General features: G+C 66.4%; 24 protein-coding genes and 1 tRNA gene. 13 read left to right on the top strand and 12 right to left on the bottom strand.

Features of this window, described 5'->3' with window-relative positions:
- Window positions 1–9: 9 nt before the first annotated feature.
- Window positions 10–86 (top strand) — tRNA-Met (locus JQK15_RS23535).
- Window positions 87–146: 60 nt separating this feature from the next.
- Here JQK15_RS23535 and JQK15_RS23530 read toward each other — a convergent pair.
- Complete coding sequence (locus JQK15_RS23530) at window positions 147–1367, bottom strand: cytochrome P450 (protein WP_214868561.1); 1221 nt, start codon at window positions 1365–1367, stop codon at window positions 147–149.
- Window positions 1368–1378: 11 nt separating this feature from the next.
- Window positions 1379–1702, bottom strand: a complete 324-nt coding sequence (locus JQK15_RS23525; RefSeq protein WP_037522017.1) for a 2Fe-2S iron-sulfur cluster-binding protein — start codon at window positions 1700–1702, stop codon at window positions 1379–1381.
- Window positions 1703–1802: 100 nt separating this feature from the next.
- Here JQK15_RS23525 and JQK15_RS23520 point away from each other — a divergent pair, with 100 nt between their 5' ends.
- Window positions 1803–2453 (top strand): TetR/AcrR family transcriptional regulator, encoded by a 651-nt coding sequence (locus JQK15_RS23520; RefSeq protein ID WP_251008000.1) that lies wholly within the window; start codon window positions 1803–1805, stop codon window positions 2451–2453.
- Here JQK15_RS23520 and JQK15_RS23515 read toward each other — a convergent pair.
- Window positions 2450–3535 carry an alpha/beta hydrolase fold domain-containing protein gene (locus tag JQK15_RS23515; protein ID WP_214868559.1) on the bottom strand — a complete coding sequence of 362 codons (1086 nt, stop codon included), beginning with the start codon at window positions 3533–3535 and terminating at the stop codon, window positions 2450–2452. The genes JQK15_RS23520 and JQK15_RS23515 overlap by 4 nt on opposite strands.
- A gap of 82 nt (window positions 3536–3617) precedes the next feature.
- On the opposite strand from JQK15_RS23515, the gene JQK15_RS23510 reads away from it, so the two are divergent.
- Window positions 3618–4073 (top strand): MarR family winged helix-turn-helix transcriptional regulator, encoded by a 456-nt coding sequence (locus tag JQK15_RS23510; RefSeq protein WP_214868557.1) that lies wholly within the window; start codon window positions 3618–3620, stop codon window positions 4071–4073.
- On the opposite strand, the gene JQK15_RS23505 is transcribed toward JQK15_RS23510, so the two are convergent.
- Together JQK15_RS23505 and JQK15_RS23500 are read right to left on the bottom strand one after the other, a co-directional pair.
- Window positions 4070–4684, bottom strand: a complete 615-nt coding sequence (locus JQK15_RS23505) for a glutathione S-transferase (protein ID WP_214868555.1) — start codon at window positions 4682–4684, stop codon at window positions 4070–4072. The two genes, JQK15_RS23510 and JQK15_RS23505, sit on opposite strands and share 4 nt — an antisense overlap.
- A 31-nt stretch (window positions 4685–4715) precedes the next feature.
- Window positions 4716–5498: an SDR family NAD(P)-dependent oxidoreductase gene (locus tag JQK15_RS23500; protein ID WP_214868553.1), complete on the bottom strand. Its 783-nt coding sequence runs from the start codon at window positions 5496–5498 to the stop codon at window positions 4716–4718.
- A gap of 156 nt (window positions 5499–5654) precedes the next feature.
- Here JQK15_RS23500 and JQK15_RS23495 point away from each other — a divergent pair, with 156 nt between their 5' ends.
- Both JQK15_RS23495 and JQK15_RS23490 read left to right on the top strand, forming a co-directional pair.
- On the top strand, window positions 5655–6563 hold the full coding sequence (locus JQK15_RS23495) for an SDR family NAD(P)-dependent oxidoreductase (protein ID WP_185706718.1): 909 nt from the start codon (window positions 5655–5657) through the stop codon (window positions 6561–6563).
- A gap of 100 nt (window positions 6564–6663) precedes the next feature.
- The gene (locus tag JQK15_RS23490; protein WP_214868551.1) at window positions 6664–7056 is read left to right on the top strand and encodes a group III truncated hemoglobin; all 393 of its coding nucleotides are present in this window, start codon (window positions 6664–6666) and stop codon (window positions 7054–7056) included.
- Window positions 7057–7086: 30 nt separating this feature from the next.
- Here the strand turns inward: JQK15_RS23490 and JQK15_RS23485 are convergent, their stop codons facing one another.
- From JQK15_RS23485 to JQK15_RS23475, 3 genes are all read right to left on the bottom strand, one after another.
- Complete coding sequence (locus tag JQK15_RS23485; protein WP_214868550.1) at window positions 7087–7863, bottom strand: helix-turn-helix domain-containing protein; 777 nt, start codon at window positions 7861–7863, stop codon at window positions 7087–7089.
- A gap of 69 nt (window positions 7864–7932) precedes the next feature.
- Entirely contained in the window at window positions 7933–8370 is a 438-nt protein-coding gene (locus JQK15_RS23480; RefSeq protein ID WP_214868548.1) for a c-type cytochrome, read from the bottom strand.
- Between the two features lie 49 nt (window positions 8371–8419).
- A complete protein-coding gene (locus tag JQK15_RS23475) occupies window positions 8420–10048 on the bottom strand; it encodes an AMP-binding protein (protein WP_214868546.1) in 1629 nt (542 codons plus the stop codon).
- A 154-nt stretch (window positions 10049–10202) separates the two neighbouring features.
- Between JQK15_RS23475 and JQK15_RS23470 the strand changes: the two genes are divergently transcribed.
- A complete protein-coding gene (locus JQK15_RS23470; protein WP_026109105.1) occupies window positions 10203–11702 on the top strand; it encodes a CoA-acylating methylmalonate-semialdehyde dehydrogenase in 1500 nt (499 codons plus the stop codon).
- A gap of 129 nt (window positions 11703–11831) precedes the next feature.
- Complete coding sequence (locus JQK15_RS23465) at window positions 11832–13166, top strand: acetyl-CoA hydrolase/transferase family protein (RefSeq protein ID WP_214868544.1); 1335 nt, start codon at window positions 11832–11834, stop codon at window positions 13164–13166.
- Here the strand turns inward: JQK15_RS23465 and JQK15_RS23460 are convergent, their stop codons facing one another.
- On the bottom strand, window positions 13167–13937 hold the full coding sequence (locus JQK15_RS23460) for a thioesterase family protein (protein ID WP_214868542.1): 771 nt from the start codon (window positions 13935–13937) through the stop codon (window positions 13167–13169).
- Window positions 13938–14135: 198 nt separating this feature from the next.
- Between JQK15_RS23460 and JQK15_RS23455 the strand changes: the two genes are divergently transcribed.
- Window positions 14136–15221, top strand: coding sequence for an endonuclease/exonuclease/phosphatase family protein (locus tag JQK15_RS23455; RefSeq protein WP_214868540.1), 1086 nt, complete (start codon window positions 14136–14138; stop codon window positions 15219–15221).
- The gene (locus JQK15_RS23450) at window positions 15218–16387 is read left to right on the top strand and encodes a TonB-dependent receptor domain-containing protein (protein WP_214868532.1); all 1170 of its coding nucleotides are present in this window, start codon (window positions 15218–15220) and stop codon (window positions 16385–16387) included. Before JQK15_RS23455 ends, JQK15_RS23450 begins: the two co-directional genes overlap by 4 nt.
- 23 nt (window positions 16388–16410) lie before the next feature.
- On the opposite strand, the gene JQK15_RS23445 is transcribed toward JQK15_RS23450, so the two are convergent.
- Window positions 16411–18804 (bottom strand): membrane-bound PQQ-dependent dehydrogenase, glucose/quinate/shikimate family, encoded by a 2394-nt coding sequence (locus JQK15_RS23445; protein ID WP_214868530.1) that lies wholly within the window; start codon window positions 18802–18804, stop codon window positions 16411–16413.
- Between the two features lie 197 nt (window positions 18805–19001).
- Here JQK15_RS23445 and JQK15_RS23440 point away from each other — a divergent pair, with 197 nt between their 5' ends.
- From JQK15_RS23440 to JQK15_RS23425, 4 genes are read left to right on the top strand one after another with little or no spacing between them, the layout of a single operon-like run.
- Window positions 19002–21125: a TonB-dependent siderophore receptor gene (locus tag JQK15_RS23440; RefSeq protein ID WP_214868528.1), complete on the top strand. Its 2124-nt coding sequence runs from the start codon at window positions 19002–19004 to the stop codon at window positions 21123–21125.
- On the top strand, window positions 21122–21430 hold the full coding sequence (locus tag JQK15_RS23435; protein WP_214868526.1) for a ketohydroxyglutarate aldolase: 309 nt from the start codon (window positions 21122–21124) through the stop codon (window positions 21428–21430). The genes JQK15_RS23440 and JQK15_RS23435 overlap by 4 nt, the downstream gene beginning before the upstream one ends.
- Window positions 21427–22941 (top strand): PepSY-associated TM helix domain-containing protein, encoded by a 1515-nt coding sequence (locus JQK15_RS23430; protein ID WP_214868524.1) that lies wholly within the window; start codon window positions 21427–21429, stop codon window positions 22939–22941. The genes JQK15_RS23435 and JQK15_RS23430 overlap by 4 nt, the downstream gene beginning before the upstream one ends.
- Window positions 22938–23252 carry a DUF3325 family protein gene (locus JQK15_RS23425; RefSeq protein ID WP_214868522.1) on the top strand — a complete coding sequence of 105 codons (315 nt, stop codon included), beginning with the start codon at window positions 22938–22940 and terminating at the stop codon, window positions 23250–23252. The genes JQK15_RS23430 and JQK15_RS23425 overlap by 4 nt, the downstream gene beginning before the upstream one ends.
- Here JQK15_RS23425 and JQK15_RS23420 read toward each other — a convergent pair.
- Together JQK15_RS23420 and JQK15_RS23415 are read right to left on the bottom strand one after the other, a co-directional pair.
- Window positions 23249–24619, bottom strand: coding sequence for an ATP-binding protein (locus tag JQK15_RS23420; RefSeq protein ID WP_214868520.1), 1371 nt, complete (start codon window positions 24617–24619; stop codon window positions 23249–23251). The two genes, JQK15_RS23425 and JQK15_RS23420, sit on opposite strands and share 4 nt — an antisense overlap.
- The gene (locus tag JQK15_RS23415) at window positions 24616–25344 is read right to left on the bottom strand and encodes a response regulator (RefSeq protein WP_037508515.1); all 729 of its coding nucleotides are present in this window, start codon (window positions 25342–25344) and stop codon (window positions 24616–24618) included. The genes JQK15_RS23420 and JQK15_RS23415 overlap by 4 nt, the downstream gene beginning before the upstream one ends.
- Window positions 25345–25507: the final 163 nt, after the last annotated feature.

Below are 25507 nucleotides of genomic sequence, written 5' to 3'. Positions count from 1 at the left end.
GCCCAGTGTCGCGGGATGGAGCAGCCCGGTAGCTCGTCAGGCTCATAACCTGAAGGTCGTAGGTTCAAATCCTACTCCCGCAACCAAATCACAACACAGACACGCCGCCTCGGATATCCCCAAGGCGGCTTTTTTGTGTCCGCGCCCTACCAGACCAGCGGAACAGACTTCGGCCCAACCACCCCGCCAGGCCAGTAGCTGATCAACGCATCAGACCGAACCGCAAAGTCAGGAATGCGCCGCAGCCACTCCTGCAACGCAACCTTCACCTCCAGACGCGCCAGATGCGCACCAATGCAGCTATGCACGCCGCCGGCAAAGGCCAGGATCGGCTTGCGCGGTCGGTCGAAGTCAACCCGCGTCGGATCCGGGAAGACATCCGGGTCATAGTTGCAGGCGGGCAGGATGCTGTTGAACTTGTCGCCCTTCTTCATCTGCACCCCGCGCATTTCCAGATCCTGGGTCAGGGTCCGACCGGAAAAGGTGACGGAAAAGACCCGCAGCAGCTCTTCCACCTGGGCATTGATCTGATCGGGATGGGCGATGATGTCGCGCCGCCGATCGGGATTTTCCGCTAGCCACAGCCAGATATTGTTGAGCGTCGCGAACACGGTGTCGAGCCCGGCGATGAACAGGAAGAAGGTAAAGCCGAAAATCTCCCGCTCGGTCAGCGGTTCGCCACCCGGCCGTGCCTGGATGATCGTACTGATGACGCCATCATCGGGCCTGGCCGTCTTCTCGACGATCACCTGCGCCAGATAGGCCTCGATCCCGCGCATGGCGAGGCCGGCGGTCATGCGATCCTGCGAATGGAGCAGGTCGACCGCCCAGTCGACGAAGGTGTCGCGCATCTCCTGCGGCAGGCCCATCAGGTCGAGGAAGATCGACACCGGCAGCGGTCGGCCGAAGGCGGTGGTGAATTCCACTTCGCCGGCATCGATGAAGCTGTCGATCAGGTCGTTGGTCAGGCGGCGCATATAGGCTTCGAGCCGCAGCACGCTTTGCGGCGAGAAGGTCGAATCGAGGATCGCGCGATATTTGCGATGATGCGGCGGATCGATCTCCAGCGGGATGAAATGGAAATAATTATTGGGATCGCGCGGGAAGGGCGTGGCCCCGGCGGTGGTGAAATATTCCGGGTGGCGCAGCGCGAAGAAGGCATCCTCATGCTTGATAGTACACCAGCTGTTCCCGATCAGCGGATTGACGCTGTAGAAGATCGGCGGGTGCGTTTCGTGCAGCTTCGCCATGAAGGCATGGGGCGCAGCGAGAAATTCGGGACCGGTGGTCAGGCCGATCTCGCGCACCAGTTCGGGCGGGACATGGGCGGGAATGTCCATAACGGGCGTCGCTTGGGCGGTTGCCATGATCGGGCTCCTCAATATTGCGCAGCGGGCAGGTGGACGACCAGCCCGTCGAGTGCATCGCTGGCGATGATCTGGCAGCTCAGGCGGCTGCTCGGCCGGCGCTCACTGGCGGTGCATTCGAGCATGTCCAGCTCAGTCTGCGCGGGCGCGGGCAGACGGTCGGCCCAATCCTCCTCGACATAGCAGTGGCAGGTCGCGCAGGCGAGGCCACCGCCGCATTCGCCGACCATGCCGTCGAGCCCCTCGTTGAGCGCCGCGCGCATCAGATTCTCGCCCGCTGGCACATCGATTCGATGCTCCGCACCGCTGGCCTCGACAAAGAGGACCGTCGCCATCGCACTCTCCCATATATCTTCGTGATGAGAACAATGTTCTCAATGCTGGCACTATAGTCGCGGGCTGCTAGATGGAAAGCGATTATTGCAGAGAGGATCGATGAGCATGTACCGGGCGCCGCAGACCGACGACGCGATCGCGGAACTGGACGATCGCGACCAGCAGATCGTCGCCGCCGCCTATGATCTGCTCGACGAAGAGGGGCTGGAAGGGCTGACGATCCGTGCCGTATTGCAGCGCACCGGGCTCGCCCGTCGGGCGCTGTACGATCGCTTTGCGGGCAAGGATGATCTGGTGCTGGCGGTGTTTGCCCATACACTTCGCCGCGCAGCGGAACAGTTCGGCGAACAGGTGCGCGACCTGCCGGACCCGCTGGCGCGCTTGCATCATATTGTGGCCGGTATCGTTATCGGCCGGGCAGCGATGGGCGGGGAATGGCAAGGCGGCCAGCGCCGGAGCGCGGCGCTCAGCCGCGAGCATCTGCGCCTGGCGGAGGCGCGTCCGGTCGAACTGCAAAAGGCGGTAAGCCCGCTCATCGACCTGATTGCCACGATCCTGTCCGAAGGCATGGCAGAGGGGCAGGTCCGCGCAGGACCGCCGTCGTGGATGGCGCTGCTCGTCTATAATCTGGTCTCGACCACCGTCCATAGCCAGTTGCTTGCCGAAGAGGCCGCCATTCCCGACCGCCAGCGCCGATCCGAACTGGCGGTCGAGATATGGGAATTTTGTCGCCGGGCGATTGCGGCCTAGCGCGTCAGCTTCAGCCGATCGCGGAAGAAGGCGGTCATGACGTCGAAGGCCTCGCGCGATTCCGGCAGGGCGGGATCGTAGAAAAAGGCATGGCCCAGCCCATCCCACATATGCAGGTCGGCATCGACCCCGGCCTTGACCAGTTCGCGATGGGTATTGACGGTCGCGCTCATTTCGAAGGCGCGGGTGCCGGTGATCAGCAGCGTCGGCGGAAACTGCTTCAGCGTCGTGGGCGACAGCGCCGGCGACACCAGCGGATCGCTGCGGTCGATACCCTTGAAATAGGCGCGGACATCGTCGCGCGGCGGCAGCGCCTGGAAGGGGCGGGCAAAGCTCTGGCTGTCGCCGCCCCAGCGCGCATCGCCCGACGCGCAGAAGATGCCGATCGCACCGGGCAGCGGCAGCTTCTCATGGATGAACCAGGCGATCGCCTCGGCCGTCAGCAGCCCCCCGGCCGAACAGCCGAAGATGCCGATATTCTGCGGCTGGTAGGTCTTGAGCAGTTCGCGATAGACCTTGGTCACATCCTCGGTCGCCGCCGGCCAGATGGTCTCGGGCGCCTGGCGATAGGTGATGGAGAGGATCTCCACCCCGGCCAGCCCCGCAAGCGGGATCGATTCCATCATGCCGGTGCCGCCGGCCACGCCCATGATGAAGCCGCCGCCCGGCAGATTGAGCAATATCTTCCCGCGGTTGCCCGGTGCGAGGCCAGCCGCCGGGGTCGCACGCACGGCCGCTATGCCGGCAATCTGTTCCTCGCGCGTCGTCACCTTGTACATTGCCTTGAGCGCATCGATACGCGGCGCGACCAGTTGCGGCATGCGCTGGCGCAGCGCACCGGCCTGCCCGGCGGCGACCGCGCGCATCATCGGCTCTTCGGGATCGGTCGGCCTGCGCGGCAGCGCCTTCTTCGCCGCCTCGCTCAGATAGATGGAGGGCGGCAGGCGAAAGCCGGGGACATGGACCGTGCCATCCGGCTCGATCGTGCCGGAAGCCGCCGGACTATCGGACTGTGGTGTCTGGGCCGGTGCCGTCCCCGCGAGGGCCAGCAGGACAAACGGCAAGGCGAATCGCATCGTCATGAACATCGCTCCTCTCCATCTTATATTATGGTATATAACATATCGACTTGAGCCGGAACGGCAAGGGGGCTAGACCCGCGCGGTGACGATCGATCCCGACAGCGCCTTCACCGACCCGCTCGACGCGATGCTGGGCTTCCATCTGCGGCGCACGGCGGCGGCGGTCACCGGCGCGCTGGGCGAGGCGCTGGCGCCGCTTGGCCTCAATCCGGGCGAAGCGACCTTGCTGCGCCTGATCGGTGCCAATCCGGGGTGCAGTCAGAGCGATATCGCCCGTGCGCTGCGCGCCCAGCCGGCCAATCTGGTGCCGCTCATCAACAAGCTGGCGCTGTCTGGCCTGTTGGAGAAGGGCGCGGGCAAGGGGCGCGCCATTCCGCTGACGCTGACGGCGCAGGGGCAGACGCTGCACGGCCAGGTCTGCGCGGCGTTCGACGCGCATGAGGCGCGGATCGGTCGCGCGATTCCGATCGAACAGCGTCGCGACGTCATCGCCCTGTTGCGTCAGATCTGCCTCGACGCCTGTTGCGGCCCGGCCTAATCGGCCTCCGCCTCCACCCATAGCGGGTGCCGCACCATGGCTAGAGCGAACAGATCCGATTCCAGATGCCCGGCCAGCCAGCCGCGCAACGCGGTCCAGGGCTGCGCGGCAAACCAGTCCGACTCGACCGCAGCAAACTGCCGCACGAACGGAAAGATCGCCATGTCGGCCAATGTCCGCCGCGCGCCACAAAGCTGGGCCTGATCGCGTAACCGCGCGTCCAGCGCGCCGAGCAGCCCGGCCGCTTCGGTCCGATGGGCGATCGGGTCGCTGCCATGGCGCTCGGCATATTTGTAGCGATCCAGATGCCGCTTGAACGGTCCGTCATTGGTCGCGATCAGCGCTGCTGCGTCACCCGCCAGCCACCCCTCGGGATCATGCTGCCCCAGCGCCCAGCGCATGATCTCCAGACTCTCATTGATCACGCCTCCGTCGGGCAGCACCAGCACCGGCACCGTCCCCTTGGGCGAGGCGGCCAGCATCGCCGCCGGCTTGGCGCGCAGCAGGATTTCGCGATGCGCCACCGCCTGTCCGCTCACCAGCAGCGCCAGCCGCGCCCGCATCGCATAGGGACAGCGGCGGAAGGAATATAGGATCGGGGCATCGGCCATGGCCCGCCCTAACCGAGCGGCCGGCCAAGGACTAGCCTTGCTCCGCCTCGACCCATGTCGTCGTCAGCGCGCGCGGCGAGAGATATTTGGTCGAGGTCCAGCCGCCATCCACGACGATCGTCTGGCCGTTGATGAAGGCGGCGCCGGGCGAACAGAGGAAGGCGATGGTGCTGGCCACATCCTCCACCTCGCCCAGCCGCGGGAAGGGGGTGGTCTCCACATTCACCCGCTTGAACATCTCGTCCTCGAACCGGTGGCGCACCATGTCGGTCATGGTGACGCCGGGTGCGACGCAATTGGCGCGGATGCCCTGCGGGCCGTAATCGCAGGCGATATGCTTGGTCAGCGCGTCCAGCCCGCCCTTGGCCGCCGAATAGGCGCCGCCGCGCCGCCCGCCGATCACCGCATAGGTGGAGGTGACGTTCACGATGCCACAGCCCTCGCCCATATGGACGATCGCCTCGCGCGCCAGGCGGAAGGGCGCGCGCAGCATCAGGTCCAGGAACCCGTCCAGCGTGGCGTCGTCGGTTTCGTGCAGCGGCTTGGGGCTGCCCGCGCCGGCATTGTTGACCAGGAAGTCGATCCGGCCGAACCGGTCGAGCGCCAGCTGCACGATCCGCGCGGGCGCATCATCCTGCGTCACATCGATGGACAGGGTGGCGACCCGCGCCGGATCGCCGATTTCGCTCTCCAGCGTCGCCAGCTTGGCCGGATCGCGGCCGACGCCGACGATCGCCATGCCGGCGTCATGCAGCATCTTCGCCGTGCAGAGCCCGATGCCGCTGCCCGCCCCGGTGATGATCGCTACCTGCATCTATCCTGTCCTCTACTCTGTCCTGCCCCGCTCTTATCCGCTTCGCCGGGCATCGGCGAACCGCCATGGCGATGCCTTGCCGCCCCGGCTTGAACCCGCGCGCGCGCCGCGTCACCCCTGCGCCATCATCTGCATAATCCAGCGAAAGGCCCGCTCATGTCCGAACTGCGCTACGACGATCGCGTCATCGTCATCACCGGTGCCGGGCGGGGGCTTGGCCGCGCCTATGCGGAACTGCTGGGCGCGCGCGGCGCCAGGGTCGTGGTCAATGATCCGGGCAGCGCCGTGCGCGGCGAGGGGATCGACGTCGGCCCGGCGGCTGAAGTGGTTGCCGCGATCCAGGCGCAGGGCGGCGACGCGATCGTCTCGACCGACAGCGTCGCCACGCCGGAGGGCGGCCGCGCCATCATAGAGGCGGCGCTCGACCATTATGGCCGGATCGACGGGCTGATCCACAATGCCGGCAATGTCCGCTACGGCTCGATGCAGGCGCTCAGCCAGGAAGATTTCGATGCCGTGCTGGACGTTCATCTGCGCGGCGCCTTCCATGTCGCGCGCGCTGCCTTCCCGCACATGTGCAAGGCGCGCTATGGCCGCATCATCCTCACCAGCTCGATCGGCGGCCTCTATGGCAATCGCGATTGCGTCAATTATGGCATGTCCAAGTCGGGCATGATCGGCCTCAACAATGTGCTGGCGCTGGAGGGGGAGGCCGAAGGGGTCAAATCCAACATCATCGTGCCCGGCGCCGTCACCCGCATGGCCGAGGGGCTGGATATCTCCCAATATCCGCCGATGGGGCCGGAACTGGTCTCGCCGGTCGTCGCCTGGCTGGCGCATGAAAGCTGCTCGGTCACCGGCGAGATGCTGGTGTCGATCGCCGGCCGCGTCGCCCGCGCCTTCATCGCCGAAAGCAAGGGCGTCTATCAGCCCAGCTGGACGCCGGAGGATGTCGGCGCCCGGATCGACGCGATCATGGACAGCCAGGACCCGCTGGTCTTCGGGCTGGAGGGCCATGTCGACCATATCCGCTACAGCTTCGGCCGCGCCGTCGCGGGGGAATAAAGGCCGCGTTCCGACTGTATCCGGCCGGTCGAATGCGGCCGGTCGAATCCTGGCGGTCGATGCGCTATGGATCGGGCATCCCCGTGCGGAGTCGGAACCCATGAAGGCGGAACGGATCGACGAGGCCAGCCTGCGCCAACTGGTCGAAAGCTTCTATGCCCGCGTCCGCGCGGACGACCGACTTGGTCCGATCTTCAACGACGCCGTGGAAGACTGGCCGGCGCATATCGACCGGCTGGTCGATTTCTGGTCGTCGGTGATGCTGTCATCGGGCCGTTACAAGGGACAGCCCGTCCCGGTGCATATGGCGCATCGCGACCGGATCACGCCCGCCCTGTTCGACCATTGGCTGAATCTCTGGTCGCAGACGACCGACGCCGTCATGGTTCCGGCGGCGGCCGCCGCCTTGCAGGGCAAGGCGCAGCGGATCGCGGAAAGCCTGCAACTCGCGCTGTTCTTCCGGTTGGGGGCGCCGCCGGCCGCGGGGGCATGAAGGGCGCGCCGATACGCGCCCCTGTCCGCCTTATTCGATCGTCACGCCGACCACCCGCCAAGCCCCATTTTCGCGATCCAGCGTCACCGTCTCGATCGCCTGTGCCTGGTTGGCGTAGCTGGCGCGGAACTTCACCACTTCATAGCCATGGGGCGGGGCGGGCAGTTCCTCCTGGCTCAGCAGGCTGCGCGACTGGAGGGCGCCGAACCGGCCGCGCATCGTCTGCGACACCTCGGTCCAGACCTGCACCGTATTGAGTTTCTGGAAAGCGCTGCCGGTGCCGCGATAGCTTTCGGCCCATTTGTCCTGGTCGATCAGCGCCAGCCATTGGCGTGCGGCGTCGACGACCTCGGCATTATGGGCCTGGGCGGCGGCCGGCGTCGATTGTGGTGTGGGGGCGGCATCGGGCAGGGCGGCAAGGGCCAGCAGGCCAAGGACAAAAGACATGAGAAGCACTCCAGGCAGGATCGGGCGCCGGCGATCGGCCGGCCCCACGCCGATGACCGGCGCCTCGTCCTGATCCGCTTCGACCGGGGCTGCGTCTGCCCCCAATAGCCTGTCCCCCAGAAAATCGGGGGGCGATGCCTCGGGCGTGCCTTCGGCTTCCAGCAACAGCCGGGCGGCCTCGCGGCTGCTCGACACCGCCATCTTGCGCCGTGCGTCGCGCAGCCATTCGTTGATGGTATGGACCGACAGGTCCAGGCTGCGCGCGATCGATTTCGCGTCATGGCCCCGGACCATCAGGCGCAGCGTCTGCTTTTCCTTCTCGGTCAGCGCCCAAAGGCCGTCTGTCATCCCGCTGGTCATGGCGCCAGATGTACGAAGCCCCCGGTGCGCCAGCTACCCCAAAAAATTCGTATCTTTGGCCGGGGCCGCTCAGTCCGACAGGCTGCGCAGATAGGCGATCAGGTCGGCCCGCGCGAGCGGGTCGGGGATGCCGCTGAACTGCATCTTGGTGCCGGGCACGAAGCGCTGCGGATTGGCGATCCAGGCGTCGAGCGCCTTGTCGTCCCAAACGCCGCCTTTGGCGCGCAACTCGGCGGTATAGCCGAAGCGGGCGCTGTGCTGGCCGATCGGCTGGCCGTAAATGCCATGCAGATTGGGGCCGCCAGTGTCGGGTCCGCCGGCGCTGCTGGTGTGGCAGGCGGCGCAGGTGCCGAACAGCCGGGCGCCGGCCTTGGCGTCGGCCACCGTCATCAGCTTTTCCAGCGTCGGATTGGGGCCGGCGGCCTTCAACCGCTCGGCGCGGCGATCGTCGGCACAGCCGATCAGGCTCAGGGTCAGCAACAGGGCGGCGGAGACGGGACGCAACATGGCGCGCCCATGCCCGATCGCACGGCGCGCGGCCAGCGGACCAATTGTCCTACGACGTTGCCGGCGCGGCCTCTTCCACCAGCCGGGCGCGGATCTGCTGCTTCAGCACCTTGCCGGCGTCATTCTTGGGCAGGGCGTCCCACAGCGCCACCGCCTCGGGATATTTGAAGCGCGCGACGCCATGGCCGGCCAGATGCGCGGCCAGCGCGGCGACATCGGGTGTGGCGCCGGGGCGCGGCACGATCACCGCCACCGCCCGTTCGCCGGTGCGCGGGTCGGGGACGCCGACGATCGCGATCTCGGCAATGGCGTCATGGCCGACCAGCAGATCCTCGATCTCCTTGGGCGCGATATTCTCGCCATTGCGGATGATCAGATCCTTGATCCGGCCGGTCACCACCAGATGGTCGCCATCGACCCAGGCGCCCTGGTCGCCGCTGCGATAATAGCCGTCCGGATCGAAGCTCGCGGCCTCATCCGCCTTGTGGATATAGCCGACCATCATCTGCGGCCCGCGCGCGCGGATCTCGCCATCCTCCGCGATGCGGACGGTGGCGATGCCGGGGCGGCCGTCGGTCTCGGCGGCATGGGTGATATCGGCCCGGTCGATCACGCCAACGGTGGTGACCGGTAATTCGGTCGATCCATAGACGCGGCTGACCACCGCCTGCTCGAAATAGCCGGCCGCTTCGCGGATCAGCGCCGGCGGCACCGACGCGCCGCCGCAGATGAACAATTTGAGCGCGGGCAGCCGCGTCTCCGCCGCGCGCGCCGCCGCCAGCAGATGCTGCAGGAAGGGGGTGGCTCCGGCCATATGGGTGCAGTCGGCCTCGGCCATGATCCGCACCGCATCGTCCGGGTTCCACTGCTCCATCAGGATCGCCGTCGCGCCCAGCAGCAGCGGCGTCTCGAACGCATAGATGGACCCGCCAATATGGCTGATCGGGGAGGGCACCAGGAAACGGTCGCCCGGTTCGACCAGCCAGTGGCGGCCGATCTGGCGGATCAGCGCATTGATCGAATTATGGCTGTGCATCACCCCCTTGGGCCGGCCGGTGGTGCCGCTGGTGTACATCACCATGCGCACCTCGTCGGCATCCAGCGCGGGCAGCGGCCGGCCGGCCGGGGCCGAAGACAACAGAGCGTCATAAGCGCAAACTTTGCCATCTTCCGCCCGGACGATGACGATCTCCGGCGGCCTTTCCATCTCTGCCGCCACCCGTTCCAGCATCGCGCCATAATCATGGCCGCGAAAGCGTTCCGGCACGAAGATCATCCGGCTGTCCACATCCGCCAGGATGAAACGCAGGTCATGGTCGCGCAGCGACGGCAGGATCGGATTGGCGACCATGCCGGCGAGCGTCGCGCCCATGTAGATGACGGCCGCCTCCTGCCAGTTGGGCAGCATGAAGGATATGACGCTGCCGACCGGGAAGCGTGCCAGCAGTACCTGCGCCAGACGCTGCGCCTGATCGTGCAGGCCGGCGGCGGTCAGGCAATGATCGCCGTCGATCAGCAGGATGCGATCGGGCGTGTCGCGGGCGGCGTTCACCAGCGCATCGGCGGCCGTGTCCGATCGCCACCAGCCATCGGCATAGGCCTGCGCTGCCTGATCGGCGTCCCAGCGTATGTCCCATCCTGCGGCGGTGATCCGCCGTCCTGCTCCTGTCCCGGCCATGCTCGCTCCGCTGTCGATGGACGAGCCATGCGAAAGAAGCGCCGACCGGGCAAGCGCGGCGCTGATCCACCGTCCCCGCGATCAAATCGGCTGGCCGGTTCCGACCCTTCCGATCCTCCTTTATGGCCGACCCGATCCGTTTCGAGAGGGCAGCATGCGCATAGTCGACAATTTCATCGGGGGGCAGCATCGCGCATCGGCGTCGACGCGCCTGGGCGACATCTTCAACCCCGCCACCGGCCAGGTGCAGGCGCAGGTTCGCCTGTCGGCGCCCAGCGAACTGGATGAAGCGGTCGCCAATGCGCAGGCCGCGCAGCCCGCCTGGGCGGCGATGAACCCGCAGCGCCGCGCCCGCGTGATGTTCAATCTCAAGGCGCTGATCGAACAGCATATGGACGAGCTGGCCGAACTGCTGTCGGTCGAACATGGCAAGGTCCATTCCGATGCCAAGGGCGATATCCAGCGCGGCCTCGACGTGGTCGAATTTGCCTGTGGCATCCCGCATCTGCTGAAGGGCGAGTATACTGAGGGGGCAGGTCCGGGCATCGACGTCTATTCACTGCGCCAGCCGATCGGCATCGCGGCCGGCATCACCCCGTTCAACTTCCCGGCGATGATCCCGATGTGGATGTTCGCGCCTGCGATCGCCTGCGGCAATGCCTTCATCCTGAAGCCCAGCGAGCGCAATCCCTCTGTCCCGGTGCGCCTTGCCGAACTGGCGATGGAGGCGGGGCTGCCGGCCGGTATCCTGAACGTCGTCCATGGCGACAAGCAGGTGGTGGACGCGATCCTCGATCATCCCGCGATCAAGGCGGTCAGCTTCGTCGGCTCGTCCGACATCGCCCAATATGTCTATGGCCGGGGCGCTTCGAACGGCAAGCGCATGCAGTGCATGGGCGGCGCCAAGAATCACGGCATCGTCATGCCGGATGCCGACCTGGATCAGGCGGTCGCCGACATTCTCGGCGCGGCCTATGGTTCGGCGGGCGAACGCTGCATGGCGCTGCCGGTGGTAGTGCCGGTGGGCGAGCAGACCGCGGTGGCGCTGCGTGCCAAGCTGGAGGCGGGTATCGCCGGGCTGCGCGTCGGCGTGCCGAGCGATCCCGACGCCCATTATGGCCCGGTGGTCAGCGCCGCGCACAAGGCGCGGATCGAGAATTATATCCAGATGGCGGTCGATGAAGGCTCCGAACTGGTGATCGACGGTCGCGGCTTCGCGCTGCAGGGCTATGAGGATGGCTTTTTCCTCGCCCCGACCCTGCTCGACCGCGTGACGCCGCAGATGAAAAGCTATCAGGAAGAGATTTTTGGTCCCGTCCTGCAGATGGTCCGCGCCGAGACCTTCGAGGAAGCGATCAGCTATCCGACCAGGCATCAATATGGCAACGGCGTCGCGCTCTTCACCCGCAATGGCGATTTCGCGCGCCGCTTCTGCGCCAATGTCGAGGTCGGCATGGTCGGGATCAACGTGCCGATCCCGGTGCCGGTCAGCTATCACAGCTTCGGCGGCTGGAAGCGCTCGGGCTTTGGCGACATGAACCAATATGGCATGGACGGCGTGCGTTTCTACACGCGGGTCAAGACCGTCACCCAGCGCTGGCCGAGCGGCGGCGCGGTGCTGGACCAGAGCTTCGTCATCCCTACCATGGGCTGACACGTCTCCTGAGGGGGAGAGGGCAAGGGCGGGTCGGGCAACCGGATCCGCCCTTGGTCCTTTTGCCGCGTGGTGAAACGCGCGCCGGCCGCTATAGGTTAGGGATCGACCACAGGAGAGAGGCGATCCATGACCCCAAAGGGCGACCAGGCATTATATCAGCAGACACGGCGTTCGGCGCAGGAGGCGGCGGCGCTGATCCCGTCGGGCGCGAAGATCTGCATGGCTTTGGGGACCGGCCAGCCGCCTGCCCTGCTAGCCGCCCTTGCCGAACGCGCCCGGTCCGCTTCTGTCGCTGATCTGCGTATCTATTATATGCTCTGCACCGGGATCGCCGGCGCCAGCCTGTTCGACTTCGCGTTGCGCGACCGGATCACGCCGATGAGCCTGTTCCATGGCGGCGTCGAACGGACGCTGGATCGCCAGCTGGGCGACGCGCATCTCCCGATGATCGATTTCCTGCCCTGCCATTTCAGCCAGGTGCCGCGCGCCATGGTCGAGCATGTTGGCGTCGACACGCTGATTGCGACGGTCGCGCCGATGGATGCGGACGGCAATTTCAGCCTGGGAACCGATGTCGACTATGCGCTGGCGGTGGCGCGCAAGTCGGGCACCCGGATCATCCTGGAGGTGAATGCGCATATGCCCTATGTGCGGGGCGATTGCATGATCCCCCTGTCGGCGGTGACGGCGCTGGTCGAGCATGATGTCGCGCTGCCGACTCTGCCGGCCATCACCCGCACGCCGGTTGATGACGCGATCGGCGCCACCGTCGCCGGGCTGATCCGCGATGGCGACTGCCTGCAGATGGGGATCGGCGCGCTGCCGGAGGCGGTGTGCGCCGGCCTTGCCAATCACCGGCATCTGGGCATCCATACCGAGATGATGACCACGGGCCTGGCAGGACTGATGCAGTCGGGTGTGGTCGATAATAGTCGCAAGCAGATCCATGCCGGCAAGGCGATCTATACCTTTGCGCTCGGCGATCAGGCGCTTTATGATTTCCTGCACGACAATCCGGCGGTCGAGGCGCATCCGGTCGATTATGTGAACAGCCCGTTCCTGATCGCGCGCAACGACAATATGGTGTCGGTGAACGCGACGTTGCAGGTCGATTTCCACGGCGCGTGCAATTCCGAATTCGTCAACGGGCGACAGTTTAGCGGCACTGGCGGACAGGTGGATTTCGTGCGCGGCGCCTATGCTTCGCGCGGCGGCCGATCGATCATCGCCTGCCATTCGACTGCGGCCAAGGGCACGATATCGCGCATCACCCCGCGTCTGGACGGGCCGGTGACAACGCCGCGCATGGACACGCATCTGATCGTCACCGAATATGGCCTGGCGGACCTGAAGGGCAAGTCGGTGGGCGAGCGAGCCAAGGCCCTGATCGCCATCGCCCATCCCGATTTTCGGGAACAGCTGGAGCGCGCAGCGTTTGAGGCAGGCTTGTTCGCCGGCTGATCAGCGCGGACGGATCGTCAGCCATTGCGAGACGGTGCCGATCGCGCCGTCCCGGTCGCGCAATATGCTGTGGGTAAGGCCGATGCCATCGGCGCCGAAGGAAACGGTGACGTCGCAGCCCAGCCATTCACCGACCGGCGCGCGGAAGATATGGGCGGTGAGATCGAGATTGGGGAAGGCGGCATCGGCGGTTGACACCAGGGGCGCCAGGCCATTGGCGGTATCGACCAGCCCCATGGCACGGGCGAGCGGGGATACCGCTTCATCTTCGATCAGCGCATGGGGCGTGCGGATCCAGCCAATGGCGCGGCCCGGCGCGACATATTGGCGGCGGGCATCGATGCTGGCGATGAAGCCGCCGGGCCATTCGCCGGTGCCGTCCCATGGCGCCATGGTTTCCGGGCCGGGAACGGGATCAAAGCCGCCGCCGGCGATCGCGCTGGTGTCGTAGGTCTGGGCCAGCCAGGCGCGCAGCAGGATTGCGGGTCGGCCGCCATGGCTGAGCCGCGCTTCGACCAGTTCGATGGTGCGGCCGGGGCGGATGACGCTGACCTCAATCTCGACCGTATCGAGCGGGATAGTGCCCAGGATATCATAGGACAGTCGCCCCAGTTGCAGCGGATCGGGCCGGCGGGATCTGGCATCGACCTCGATTGCGTGGGCCAGCAGGCCGATCGCGGGGGCAACATGTTGTTCCGTCACGTTCCAGGCGCCGCCGACCAGTTCCGTCGGGGTGAAATGGCGGGCATCAAGCCGCCGGAAATAGGCCATGGGGTCCTCTTCATTGCCGTCTGGGCGGGTCTGAGTTCCCCTATCAGCTGGAACCGTCCGCCCGCAAGCTGACGGCGATGATGACAGTCCGGCGTCGGTCGGATGACGATCGCCGCCTTCAAAATTTAACCCCACTGCCGCGCGAACGACACGAGCGTGACTCATGCGCCCGCTAGGGAGGAGGCAGGGGAATGAGGGATGGCGAAGCCTTTGCGTGCGATATTGGTCGCGAGCCTGGCGGTGTTGGCCGCCACGGGATCGCAGGGCGAAAGTCGGCGGAGCGATACTGCCGGGCTGGCGGCGACCGGGCTAGAGCCGGATAGGCCGCTGTCGGTGATGACCTATAATGTGATGGGCCTGCCCTGGCCGATCGCCCTTGGCCGGGACGAAGCACTGGGCCGCATCGCCGATCGGCTGGCGGAGCTGCGCCGGGCCGGGCGCCAGCCGCATATCGTCCTGCTGCAGGAAGCCTTTTCGCCGCAGGTCGCGCAGTTGGCGCGCCGCGCCGGCTATGCCCATGTCGCGATCGGCCCGGACAGCGGGTTGCGTACGGCGATTGTGGCGGGACCGGATGACCGCCACTTTCTGCAGGCGGCGCGCTGGGACCGGGGCGAGACGGTGCCCAAGCAGTTGAACAGCGGTCTGCTGATCCTGTCCGATTATCCGATCGCCGGCATCGATCGCATGGCCTTTCCCGATTTCGCCTGTGCCGGCTTCGATTGCCTGGCGAACAAGGGCGTGCTGATCGCTCATCTGGCGGTGCCGGGCTTCGACCGGCCAGTCAGCATCGTTAACACCCATCTCAACGCGCGCAAGGCGGCAGGCGTGGCGATCGCCCGGTCGCAGCGGGCGTTTGATCGGCAGGCCGGGCTGCTGGCCGACTTCGTGCGCGCCCATGTTCCCGCCGGACAGCCGATGATCCTGGGCGGCGACCTTAATATCGGCGGCGATCGCAACCGCATCCATGCCTTCTTCACCCGCTGGGCGCGGGCGGGCATGGGCTTTGTCGCGGCGCATCTGGGCGGCGCACGTCGGGCTCTGGCGGACAGCCTGCCATCCGATGCCGGCACGCACCGGGATCTCGAACAGGCGCGCGCGCGCGGCAAGGACTGGCTGTTCGCGCGCGACGATCGTGGTCGGCCGATGCGGGCCATCCACGCGGCCGTGCCCTTTGGTACGGAGGTGGAGGGCGCGCCGCTGTCCGACCATTTCGGTTACATGATCGCCTATGAACCGGAAAGTCGCGCCGGGGCCGTCATCCAATTGGCGCAGGTGGCGTCATGACGATGATCCGCTGGATGTTGGTGCCGCTGGCAGCCCTGGCGTTCGCGGTCCCGGCATTGGCGCAGACGATTAACTCCGACCATGGCGGCTTTGTGCTGAAACGGCCCTTGCGGTTTTCCCTGCTGCCCGCGCCGCTGGACGGTGCAGCGAAGCCAGCGCGCATCTATGCGGTCGAGCTGGCGCCATCGCCGACCGAGCCGGCGGCGATCGGCATCGCCGTCCAGCGCAAGCGTAACCGTATGGTGGCGCTGCCGGCTCGTCGGATCGGTACGGTACCCCTGCCCGCCGACCTGTCCGGCGATGCCCAGCCGCGCAGCAGTCTGATGCTGGTCGACGCCCATGGCAGCCTGCCACTGGCGGACGGCTTGCAGGCTGAGCTGGGCTGGCAGGGCGCCAAGCTCAACAATCGCGGGGCCAATGTGACGGCGCTCTATGGCAGCGACGCAATCAAGAGCCGCGACCTGTTCTTGCCGACGGGGCGGCTGGCCTATGACGCCGCGCCCGGCGTCACCCTGCGCGCGGACTATCGCGAAACGATAGAGGCCTATGCCGGGGTCGGCCTGTCGGGTGCGCTGGGGCTGACACGGGAGGCGTTCCGCACGTTGCAGGCCGGTCTGCAGCCGGAACGCGACAGCCGCATGCGGCTGGGCAGCGACTGGATGGTGGCACCGGACCTGACATTGGCGGTCGATGCCTTTGACGGCGAGGTCGAAGACCGGCTGGCCTTCGTCGAGGACGGCTATCTGCCGGTCAATCGCGGGTCGGCGCATGTGCGGGGGCTGGCGATGCGGGCGGAGCATCGGCTGACGTCCGCGCTCAGCCTGTCGGCGCGATACCATATGGCGCAGTTGCGCCAGGACCGGGGCGGCAATGTGCAGGAGCAGCAACTGATGCTGGAAGGACTGTGGGCGCAGGGCCCATGGCGCTGCCGGATCGCTGCCGCGCAGAGCAGCGCGCCGGCGCTGATGCAGGATGATGGTGGCCTGCGGCTGGAGGCCGGCATCGATTATGCGTTGACCGGGCGTCGACCGATGCGGGTTGGCCTGCACCTGACCGATCCCGACCAACTGGCGAGCAGCAGGCTGATGCGCGTTGATGCCTCCGGCGCGGCGCGGCCGGAGGATCAGGCGCAGGCGCTGATGCTGACCGCCGCCCTCGCCTGGTAAGGCAAGGGGCGGCAGGAAGCACCTCAGTTCAGGGCATAGGCAATCAGCTCGTCGCCCACTGGCGTCTGCATGAAATGATGACCGCCGGCCATGATGACCAGATATTGCTTGCCATTCTGGCTGTAGGTCATCGGCGTCGCCTGGCCACCGGCGGGCAGCACATCCTGCCACAGGGTCTTGCCGGTCTTGAGGTCGATCGCGCGGATCAGATTGTCGGTCGCGGCGGCGACGAAGATCAGCCCGCCGGCCGTCACCACCGACCCGCCATTATTGGGCGTGCCGATCGTCAGCGGCAGCATGGAGGGGATGCCGAACGGGCCGTTGGTGCGCGCGGTGCCGAAGGGACGATCCCAGATGGTCTTGCCGGTGGCGATGTCGATCGCGCGGATGCCGCCATAGGGGGGCTGCTTGCAGAGCAGGCCGGTGAAGGGCAGGCGCCAGCCGGCATTGACATCGATCGCATAGGGGGTGTGCGCCTGCGGATCGCCTGCGCCCTCCGCCCCGCCAATCTCGCCGCGCGCCTGGTCGCGGGGGGCCCAGCCCTTCTTGTTGGCTTCCTTGCGGGGCACCAGCCGGACATAATTGGGCATATCGTTATAATTGGCGACGATCACCCCGCGCGCCGGATCGACGGCGATGCCACCCCAGTCGGTGCCGCCATTATAGCCGGGATATTCGATCGAGCGCTTGTCGGCCTCGGGCGGGGTGAAGAAGCCCTTGTAGCTCGCCCGGCGGAACTGGATGCGGCAGATCATCTGGTCGATCGGCGACATGCCCCACATGTCCTTTTCGGTGAGGTCGGGCTTGCGCAGCGTATGGTAGAGCGAGATGCGCTGGGTGGCGGCGCGCTGCTCCGGCTCGACACCGATCTGCGGGGCCTTGATGTCACCGATCGGGGTCAGCGGCCGGCCGGTGCGGCGGTCGAGCACATAGATGTCACCCTGCTTGCTGGGCAGCAGCATCGCCGGTACCGGACCGCGCGGGGTCGGGAAATCGATCAGGGTCGCCTGGGCGCCGAAATCATAGTCCCACACATCCTTGCGCACCGCCTGGAAATTCCAGCGCGGCTTGCCGGTCATCACGTCGATCGCGACCAGCGAGGTGGCGTAGCGATTTTCCTCCGGCCGGCGCAGGCTGCTGTAATAATCGGCGGCGCTGTTGCCCATCGGCAGATAGACGAGGCCAAGCTGCTCGTCGCCCGAGGCGATCGTCCACATGTTCGGGGTGCCGCGGGCATAGGTCTGGCCGGCCGGCGGCGGACCGCTGCGTTCCGGGTGCATCATGTCCCAGGCCCAGCGCATCTTGCCCGTGACCGCGTCATAGGCCTGGATCACGCCGGACGGCGCCCAGCGATCCTGCCCGTCCAGCACCTGATGGCCGGTGACGATCACGCCGCGCACGATGGTCGGCGGCGAGGTGATGGAGACATAGCCCGGAGGGACCTGGCCCATGCCGTCGGTGATGCGGACCTGGCCATTGCTGCCGAAGTCGTGGCACTGCTGGCCGGTGCGGGCGTCGAGCGCCATGATCCGGGCATCGAGCGTGCCCAGGATGATGCGCTGGGCGCAGGGCGCGTCGGCCGTGGCGCCGGGCACGGCATAATAGCTGACGCCGCGACAGGCGGCGGTATAGGGAATGGCCTCGTCCGACACCCTGGGATCGAAGCGCCATTTCTGCTTGCCGGTGGCGGGATCGAGCGCGATCACCATGCTCTTGGGCGTGCAGACATAGAGGGTGTCGCCGATCTTGAGCGGCGTGTTTTCCGCGCCATAGGTGTTGCGGATCTGGGCCGAGGCCGGCAGGTCGCCGGTGTGGATCAGCCAGGCACGCTTGAGGTTGCCCACATTGGCGGTGGTGATCTGGGCGAGCGGCGAGTAGCGACGGGCGCTGTTGGTGCCGCCATAGGCCGGCCAGTCGGCGCCGGTGGTGCCGATCGAGGGATCGGCCATGGCATAGCGGGCGTCGGGCAGACCCTGCAGCACCGGCGGAATGAAGTTGCTGGCGATGCTCCAGAAAAAGCCGATCGCGACAACGAAAGTGACAGCCACCCCGACCCATGCACGACGCCAGCGACCGGCGCTGCGGTCGAGCGTCGGCCAGACCAGTTGCAGCGCGATCAGGAGGACCAGCGGGGCGACGACGCGCGGCACCAGTGCCCAGGGATCAAGGCCCACTTCCCAATAGGCCCAGAGCAAAGTGACAGCGAAGATGACAATGTAGAGCCAGCCGCCCGCCTTGCGCCCGCGTGCCAGCAGCACGCCCGCGACGATCAGGGCGATGCCGGTGACCAGATAATAAGGCGAGCCGCCCGAGATCAGCAGCCAGGCGCCGCCGCCGGTCAGCACCAGCCCGATGAGGCCGAAGACGATGCCCAATATCAGGGCGGCGATCGATCGGCGGGGCGGTGCGTTTGTCATGGTCGGATACTCCCTGGGCAGGAGGCACGGGCAGGTGCCAGTTTACAAAGGAGAAACCGACCAGCTTCGTTCCAGACATGAACAAAATTTCATCTTCGTGGCGCGATTGTAGCGCGCATGCAATGCTAATGCGTTTGACTCGCATTCTGGACATGCCTAACGCGCGGCGCAGATAGAGAGCCATCGGGGAAATCAAAATGCGTCTGTCCTTGCGCCACCTCCTGTTGAGCAGCAGCTTTGCCCTTGTCGTGATGCCGCATGTCGCCCGCGCGGCAGAAGCGGACAATGCCGCAGAGGACGCGTCGCGGATCGTCGTGACCGCGGCCAACCAGCCGTCCAGTTCCGCCACCGCCCTGTCGCTGTCGGTGCGCGAGACGCCGCAGTCGGTGACGATCATCAATCGCGAACGGATCGAGGATTTCGCGATCACCAACGTCAACGACCTGCTCGACCAGACGATCGGCATCAATGTCGAGCGCGTCGAGACGGACCGCACCTATTTCAACTCGCGCGGTTTCGACGTGTCCAATTTCCAGGTCGATGGCGTCGGCCTGCCGCTCGCCTGGGGCATCCAGTTCGGCGACCTCGACACCGCCCTGTTCGAGAATGTCGAGGCGGTGCGCGGCGCCAATGCGATCATGACCGGCATCGGCAATCCGTCGGCGACGATCAACTATGTCCGCAAGCGGCCGCTCGACGAGTTCCAGGCCAAGGGCACGGCCCAGCTCGGTTCGCGCGACCTGTGGCGCGTGGAGGGCGACGTCAATGTCCCGGTGACCGATACGGTGTCGGCGCGCTTCATCTATGCGCATGAGGATCGCGACACGCATCTCGACTATAACCATATCAATCGCGACGTCTTTGGCGCGATCCTCGCCTGGCAGGTGACGCCCGATCTCAAGGCGACGGTCGGTTACACGCGCCAGGAAAATGACGCCGACGGCGTGATGTGGGGGGCGATGCCGCTGGTCTTCACCGACGGCACCCGGATCGACTATGCGCGCTCGGCAACCACCTCGGCCGACTGGACCTATTGGAACACCAAGGACCAGAACAGCTTTGGCGAACTGGTCTATACGATGGGCCAATGGACGCTGAGCGGGATGTTCACCTACAAGCGCTTCCAGGAGAATGCGAAGCTGCTCTATGCCTATGGCTATCCCGACAAGGAAACCGGCGAGGGCGTCTATGGCATGGCGGGCATCTACCCGTCCGACTATAAGCAATATCTGGGCGATTTCAGCGCCACCGGTCCGTTCAGCCTGTTCGGCCGCGAGCACAAGCTGGTGCTGGGCCTGTCCTACGCCAAGTCCAATGCCAAGGAGTGGGAGAATTTCGCCGAGGACACGGCGCTGGTCTATCCGTCGGTCTATGACTGGGGCAGCGCGCAAGTGACCGAGCCGGATTATCCGGGCGAATATCTGGCCGCCAAATATAGCGACGAGCTGACCCGCCTCTATGGCGCGGCGCATCTCAACTTCACCGACCAGCTGAAGGGCGTGGTCGGCGCCAGCGCGATGTGGATCAAGTCGTCCGGCTATTCCTATGGCACCGATCAGGCGCGCGACGACCACAAGATCAGCCCCTATCTCGGCCTGCTCTATGACGTGACGCCCAATGTCACCCTCTATGCCAGCTATACCGACATCTATAATCCGCAGGCCGAGGTCGACGCGAATAATCGCAAGCTGGACCCGGCCAAGGGCACCAGCATCGAGGGCGGCATCAAGAGCAGCTGGTTCGGCGATCGCCTCTATGCCACCGCCACCGTGTTCCGCGCCAAGCAGAAGGGGCTGGCCGATTATGCCGGCACCTTTGGCGAGGATGGACCGGGCAAGGCCGGCGGCAGCTATTATGCCGGCGTCGATACCACCTCGACCGGTTTCGAGCTGGAAGTGGCAGGCAAGATCACCGACCAGTGGACGCTGAGCGGCGGCTATACCCAATATGATATCGAGGATGATGACGGCAACGACACCCGCACCTGGTTGCCGACCAAGTCGCTGAAGCTGGCCACCACCTATCAGGTGCCGCAGCTCAACGACCTGAAGCTGGGCGCGCAGATGCGCTGGCAGAATGCGATCAAGACGACGCTGACCGATGTCTATGACGGCGATGTTTACATGGGCGATGTGGTCGTTAAGCAGAAGAGCTATGCCGTGCTCGACCTGATGGCGGGTATCCGGGTGGTCGATCATCTGCGGGCAAGCGTGAACGTGAAGAATGTCACCAACACCAAATATCTGGGCAGCCTGATGTGGGGCCAGGCCTTCTATGCCGCGCCGCGCACGGCGGTGTTCACCTTGAGCGTCGACTATTGAGCAAGGCGGCGGCTCTGCGCGCCCGTAGCGGCTGGCGTTATCGCGGCAATGTCGCGCTGCGCACGCTGGCGGGCACGGTGGGCGCCTATGCGGTGGCGGCGCTGGCGGCGATGCTGCTGGCCCGCACCCTGCCGATGGGCCGGCTGGAGGCGGTGACGGTTGCGACCATGTTCTCCTACCTGTTCGCCCCGGCGGTCAGCGTCTGGGCCTTTCTGGCGCGCGGACCCTGGGTCGCTCTGGGCGGCGTGATAGTTCTTTCCGCACTGCTGGCCGGGCTGGTCTGGACCAGCGGAGGCTTTGCATGAGCGGGGCATCGGCGATGGTGCGGGATGGCGTGCGGCAGGCGATGGCCTGGCTGCACGGCTGGACCGGGCTGCTGCTGGGCTATGTATTGTTCGTCATGTGCCTGGCCGGGACGCTCAGCGTCTTCAAGCCGGAGATCGGCCGCTGGATGCGGCCCGAGGTGACGGCGCAGGCGGATAGCAAGAGCGCGATCGTCGCGGCGACAGGCTGGCTGTCGAAACATGCGCCCGGTTCCACCGGCTGGTATCTGACCGCGCCTGACGGCCGGGCCAATACGGTCGAGGCATCCTATGACCAGGGCAGCGACTATCTCTATCGCGCGCTCGATCCGGTGACCGGCGCGCCGGTCGCGCGCGAGACGCTGGGCGGCGAATTCTTCTACCGCCTCCATTTCGAGCTGGAAATTCCCTATCCCTGGGGCCGGCTGCTCGCCTCGCTGGCGGCGATGGTCATGCTGGTGGCGCTGGTCACCGGCATCATCGCGCACAAGCGCATCTTCAAGGACTTCTTCACCTTCCGCCCGGCCAAGGGCCAGCGGTCCTGGCTCGACGGGCATAATGCGACCGGTGTGCTGGCCATGCCCTTTCACCTGATGATCACCTTCACCGGGCTGCTGACGCTGGCGTCGCTCAACATGCCCTGGCCGATCAGTGCCGGCTATGGTGACAAGGTGATGGAGATGTACGAGGCGCTGGCGCCGGGTTCGGTGACCCGTCCGGCGGCCGGAAAGCCCGCGTCGCTGGCACCGATCGCACCGATGCTGACGGCGGCCGAGCGCGCATTTGGCGGCGGCCATGTCGGCCGCGTCTATGTGTTCAACCCCGGCGACGCGGCATCGGTCGTCACCGTCTACCAGTCCGATGCCGACACGATCGGCTATATGCGGGGGCAGGCGAGCTTCGACGGCGCGACGGGCCGGCTGCTAAAAAGCTGGGTCGAGCGGCGGCCGGCGATGCGCACCTATCAGGTCATCTATGGCCTGCACATGGCGCGCTTCGCGCCGATGGCGACGCGCTGGCTCTATGTGCTGGGCGGGGCGATGCTGACGCTGGCGATCTCGACCGGGATGGTGCTGTGGATCGCCAAGCGGCGCGAGCGCCAGCCGCTCTCGATCGGCAATCGCATCCTCGAACGGCTCAATGTCGGCGTGATCATCGGCGTGCCGCTGGGCGCGGTCGCCTATTTCATCGCCAATCGCCTGTTGCCGATCGGCATGGCGGGGCGCCCCGAAGCGGAAGTGTCCGTGGCCTTGTGGACCGCGGCCGCGGCCGTGCTGGCCGGGCTGGCGCTGCGACCGGCCATCGGCTGGCCGCTGATGATGGGGCTGCTCGCCTTTGCCTGCGTGCTGGCGGCGGTGCTGGGGCCGGTCTGGTCGACCGAACCGGTCCTGCTGGCCGGCAATCTTCTGTTCCTGGCCATGGCGGCCGCGCTGGCGCTGATCGTGCGTCGGCAGGTGCGGCGGCGCAATGCGCCAACGCCAGCGCGTCGGCGGATGCGGGAGCAGCCGGCATGATCGTCGCGGGACTGCTCTATATCGGTTTCTTCGCATTGGCGGCGGCGATGACGCGGCATGGACCGGCGCTGCTTGGCCCATGGCAACGCCATGGACTGGCCCGGCATCTGCCGCTGCTCGGCTGGAGCGCGATTGCCCTGTCGCTGATCGGTGCGATCCTGGCCGGCACCGACGGGATCGGCGTCGTCACCTGGTGCGGGCTGCTGCCGCTGATGGCGGGGGCGGTGCTGCTGGCGCTGACCTATGGTCCCCGGCTGGCGCGCGGCGGGCTGCTGCTGGCATTGGCGCTGATGGCAATCGGTGCGGTTTAGGCCGCCTTCATCTCGATACTGGCGATCAGGCCGCCATCGGGCGCATTGCGCAGCGCGACGATCGCACCGAAGCTGAGGCCCAGCGACCGCGCGATGGTGAGGCCGATGCCGGTGCCGTGGCGGCCGCCCGGCTGGCTGCTGGCGCCGCGGGTGAAGGGTTCGAACATCTGGTCCAGATCCTGCGGCGGGATGCCGGGGCCATGGTCGCGTATCTCGATCGTGACATGGCCGGGCGTGCGCAGGCAGCTGATCTTTGCGCATCCGCCATATTTGACGGCATTGTCGACCAGATTGCTCATGCAGCGGGTCAGCGCATTGGGCTTGACCCGGACCGACGCGCCGCAACCGGCGGCGAACTGGACCGGCGCGCCCAGTTCCTGCGCATCCTCGGCCATGCTGGCGAGCAGGGAGTCGAGGTCGATCACTGACCATTCCTCATGCGTCTCGGTGCTGGCGGCAAGGTCCAGCCCTTCGCGCACCAGCCGCTGCATCGCCTCATGATCCTGCAGCAGGCGGGCGCGCAATTCCTCATTCTCGACCAGTTCCAGCCGCAGCCGCAGCCGGGTGAGCGGGGTCTGGAGATCATGGCTGATCGCCGCCAGCAACTGGGTCCGTTCGGTAAAGCCAGCACGGACGCGGCGCTGCATCAGGTTGAAGGTGGAGAGGGCGGCGCGCACCTCCTCGGGACCGCGCTCGGGAATCTCCTCCGGGTCGCGGGACACGGAAAAGGCCTCGGCCGCCTGGGACAGACGACGCAGCGGCTTGGCGGCGATCCGGCCGATCAGGATGGAGAGGCCGGCGGCCGAAAGCAGGATGACGACCAGATAGGCCGGGCTGAACAAGGAGCTGGGCGGCCGGGCGAGGCGCGGGAAGGTGAGCGCCATGCCGCGGCGCTGGCCGGTCGCGTCGGTCATGCGCACGATCCAGCAATCGGGCCGGGGCGCATCGATCAGGCCGGCGGCGCGGCTGCGCCCGGCATCCTTGTCGGGGAAACAGAGGCCGAAGGGCACCTGTCCCGCCTCCGGCTGGGCGCGGGCCCCGAAACGCCGGGCGAGCGCGGCTTCGAGATCGGGATCGGGCTCATTGATGGAGATGCCGTCAGGGGCGATGGAAGCGCCGACAATGCCGTGATTTTCCAGCATCTGCTGGACGCGCACCGGATCGCGGCGCAGCCGATCGGCGACGTCGAAGGCACTGGCCAGCACGCGCTGGCGGCGAACGCGTTCGAAATCATGACGCCGCCCCTGTTCCGACACGGCGAGCGCGAGGATGGCCGAGAGCGAGATGCCGACGGTCAGCAGCACGAAGATATGCCCCGCCATCGAGCGGAAGAAATCCCGCACGCGCTGCACCGGCTGGCCGATCATTCGTAGCGCACCGGGCTGGCGAGGACATAGCCTTCGCCCCGAACGGTCAGGATCAGGTCGGCGCCGCCGGTGGCGCCGGCCAGCTTCTGGCGCAGGCGGCTGACCTGCAGGTCGATGGTGCGGTCGAAGGCGGCGGTGGCGCGCCGTTCGGGCAGCAAAGTCTCACGCGCGAGCACGACATTGGGCTCCTCGATGAAGCGGGAGAGCAGGCGGAATTCGGCGGAGGACAGCATCACCAGCCGGTCATCCGGGGCGATCAGCCGGCGTTGCAGCAGATCGAGCCGCCAGGGACCGAAGACGGCATAGCGGGACTGGTCGGCGGGTGCCGGGGCCTCGACGCGGGGACGGCGCAGCAGGTTGCGGATACGCACCAGCAGCTCGCGCGGCTCGAACGGCTTGGTCAGATAATCGTCGGCGCCCAGTTCCAGCCCGAGCACCCGGTCGATCGCGCTGCCGCGCGCCGTCACCATGATGATCTGAATGCCCGACCCTTCGGCGCGCAACTCGCGGCACAGCGACAGGCCGTCGCCATCGGGCAGGTTGAGATCGAGCACGATCAGGTCGACCGGCTGCTCGCGCAGGGCCTGGCGCAGTTCGGCGAGGTTCGAGGCGGAAAGCAGGTCGTAATTTTCCTGCCGCAACTGATCGACGATCAGACCGCGAATATCGGCATCATCGTCGACGACGATGACGCTGTTGCGGCGGGGATCGGACAGGTCAGCCATGTTGCGCTTCTAGCGGCGGATATTGCAAAAGTCTGTGCCTCTACCGGGGATGATACAGGGCGATACAAAGCGATACGCGTTCGGATGTCACGCGACATGATGATGCGTCAGGATATCAACTTGGTCTAGCAGGATACCGCCCAAATCGCGATCAGGCGATCGT

The sequence above is a fragment of the Sphingobium sp. BHU LFT2 genome, from assembly GCF_018604485.1.
Taxonomy (GTDB): domain Bacteria; phylum Pseudomonadota; class Alphaproteobacteria; order Sphingomonadales; family Sphingomonadaceae; genus Sphingobium; species Sphingobium yanoikuyae_A.
This window is presented reverse-complemented; position numbering and strand designations above follow the sequence as displayed.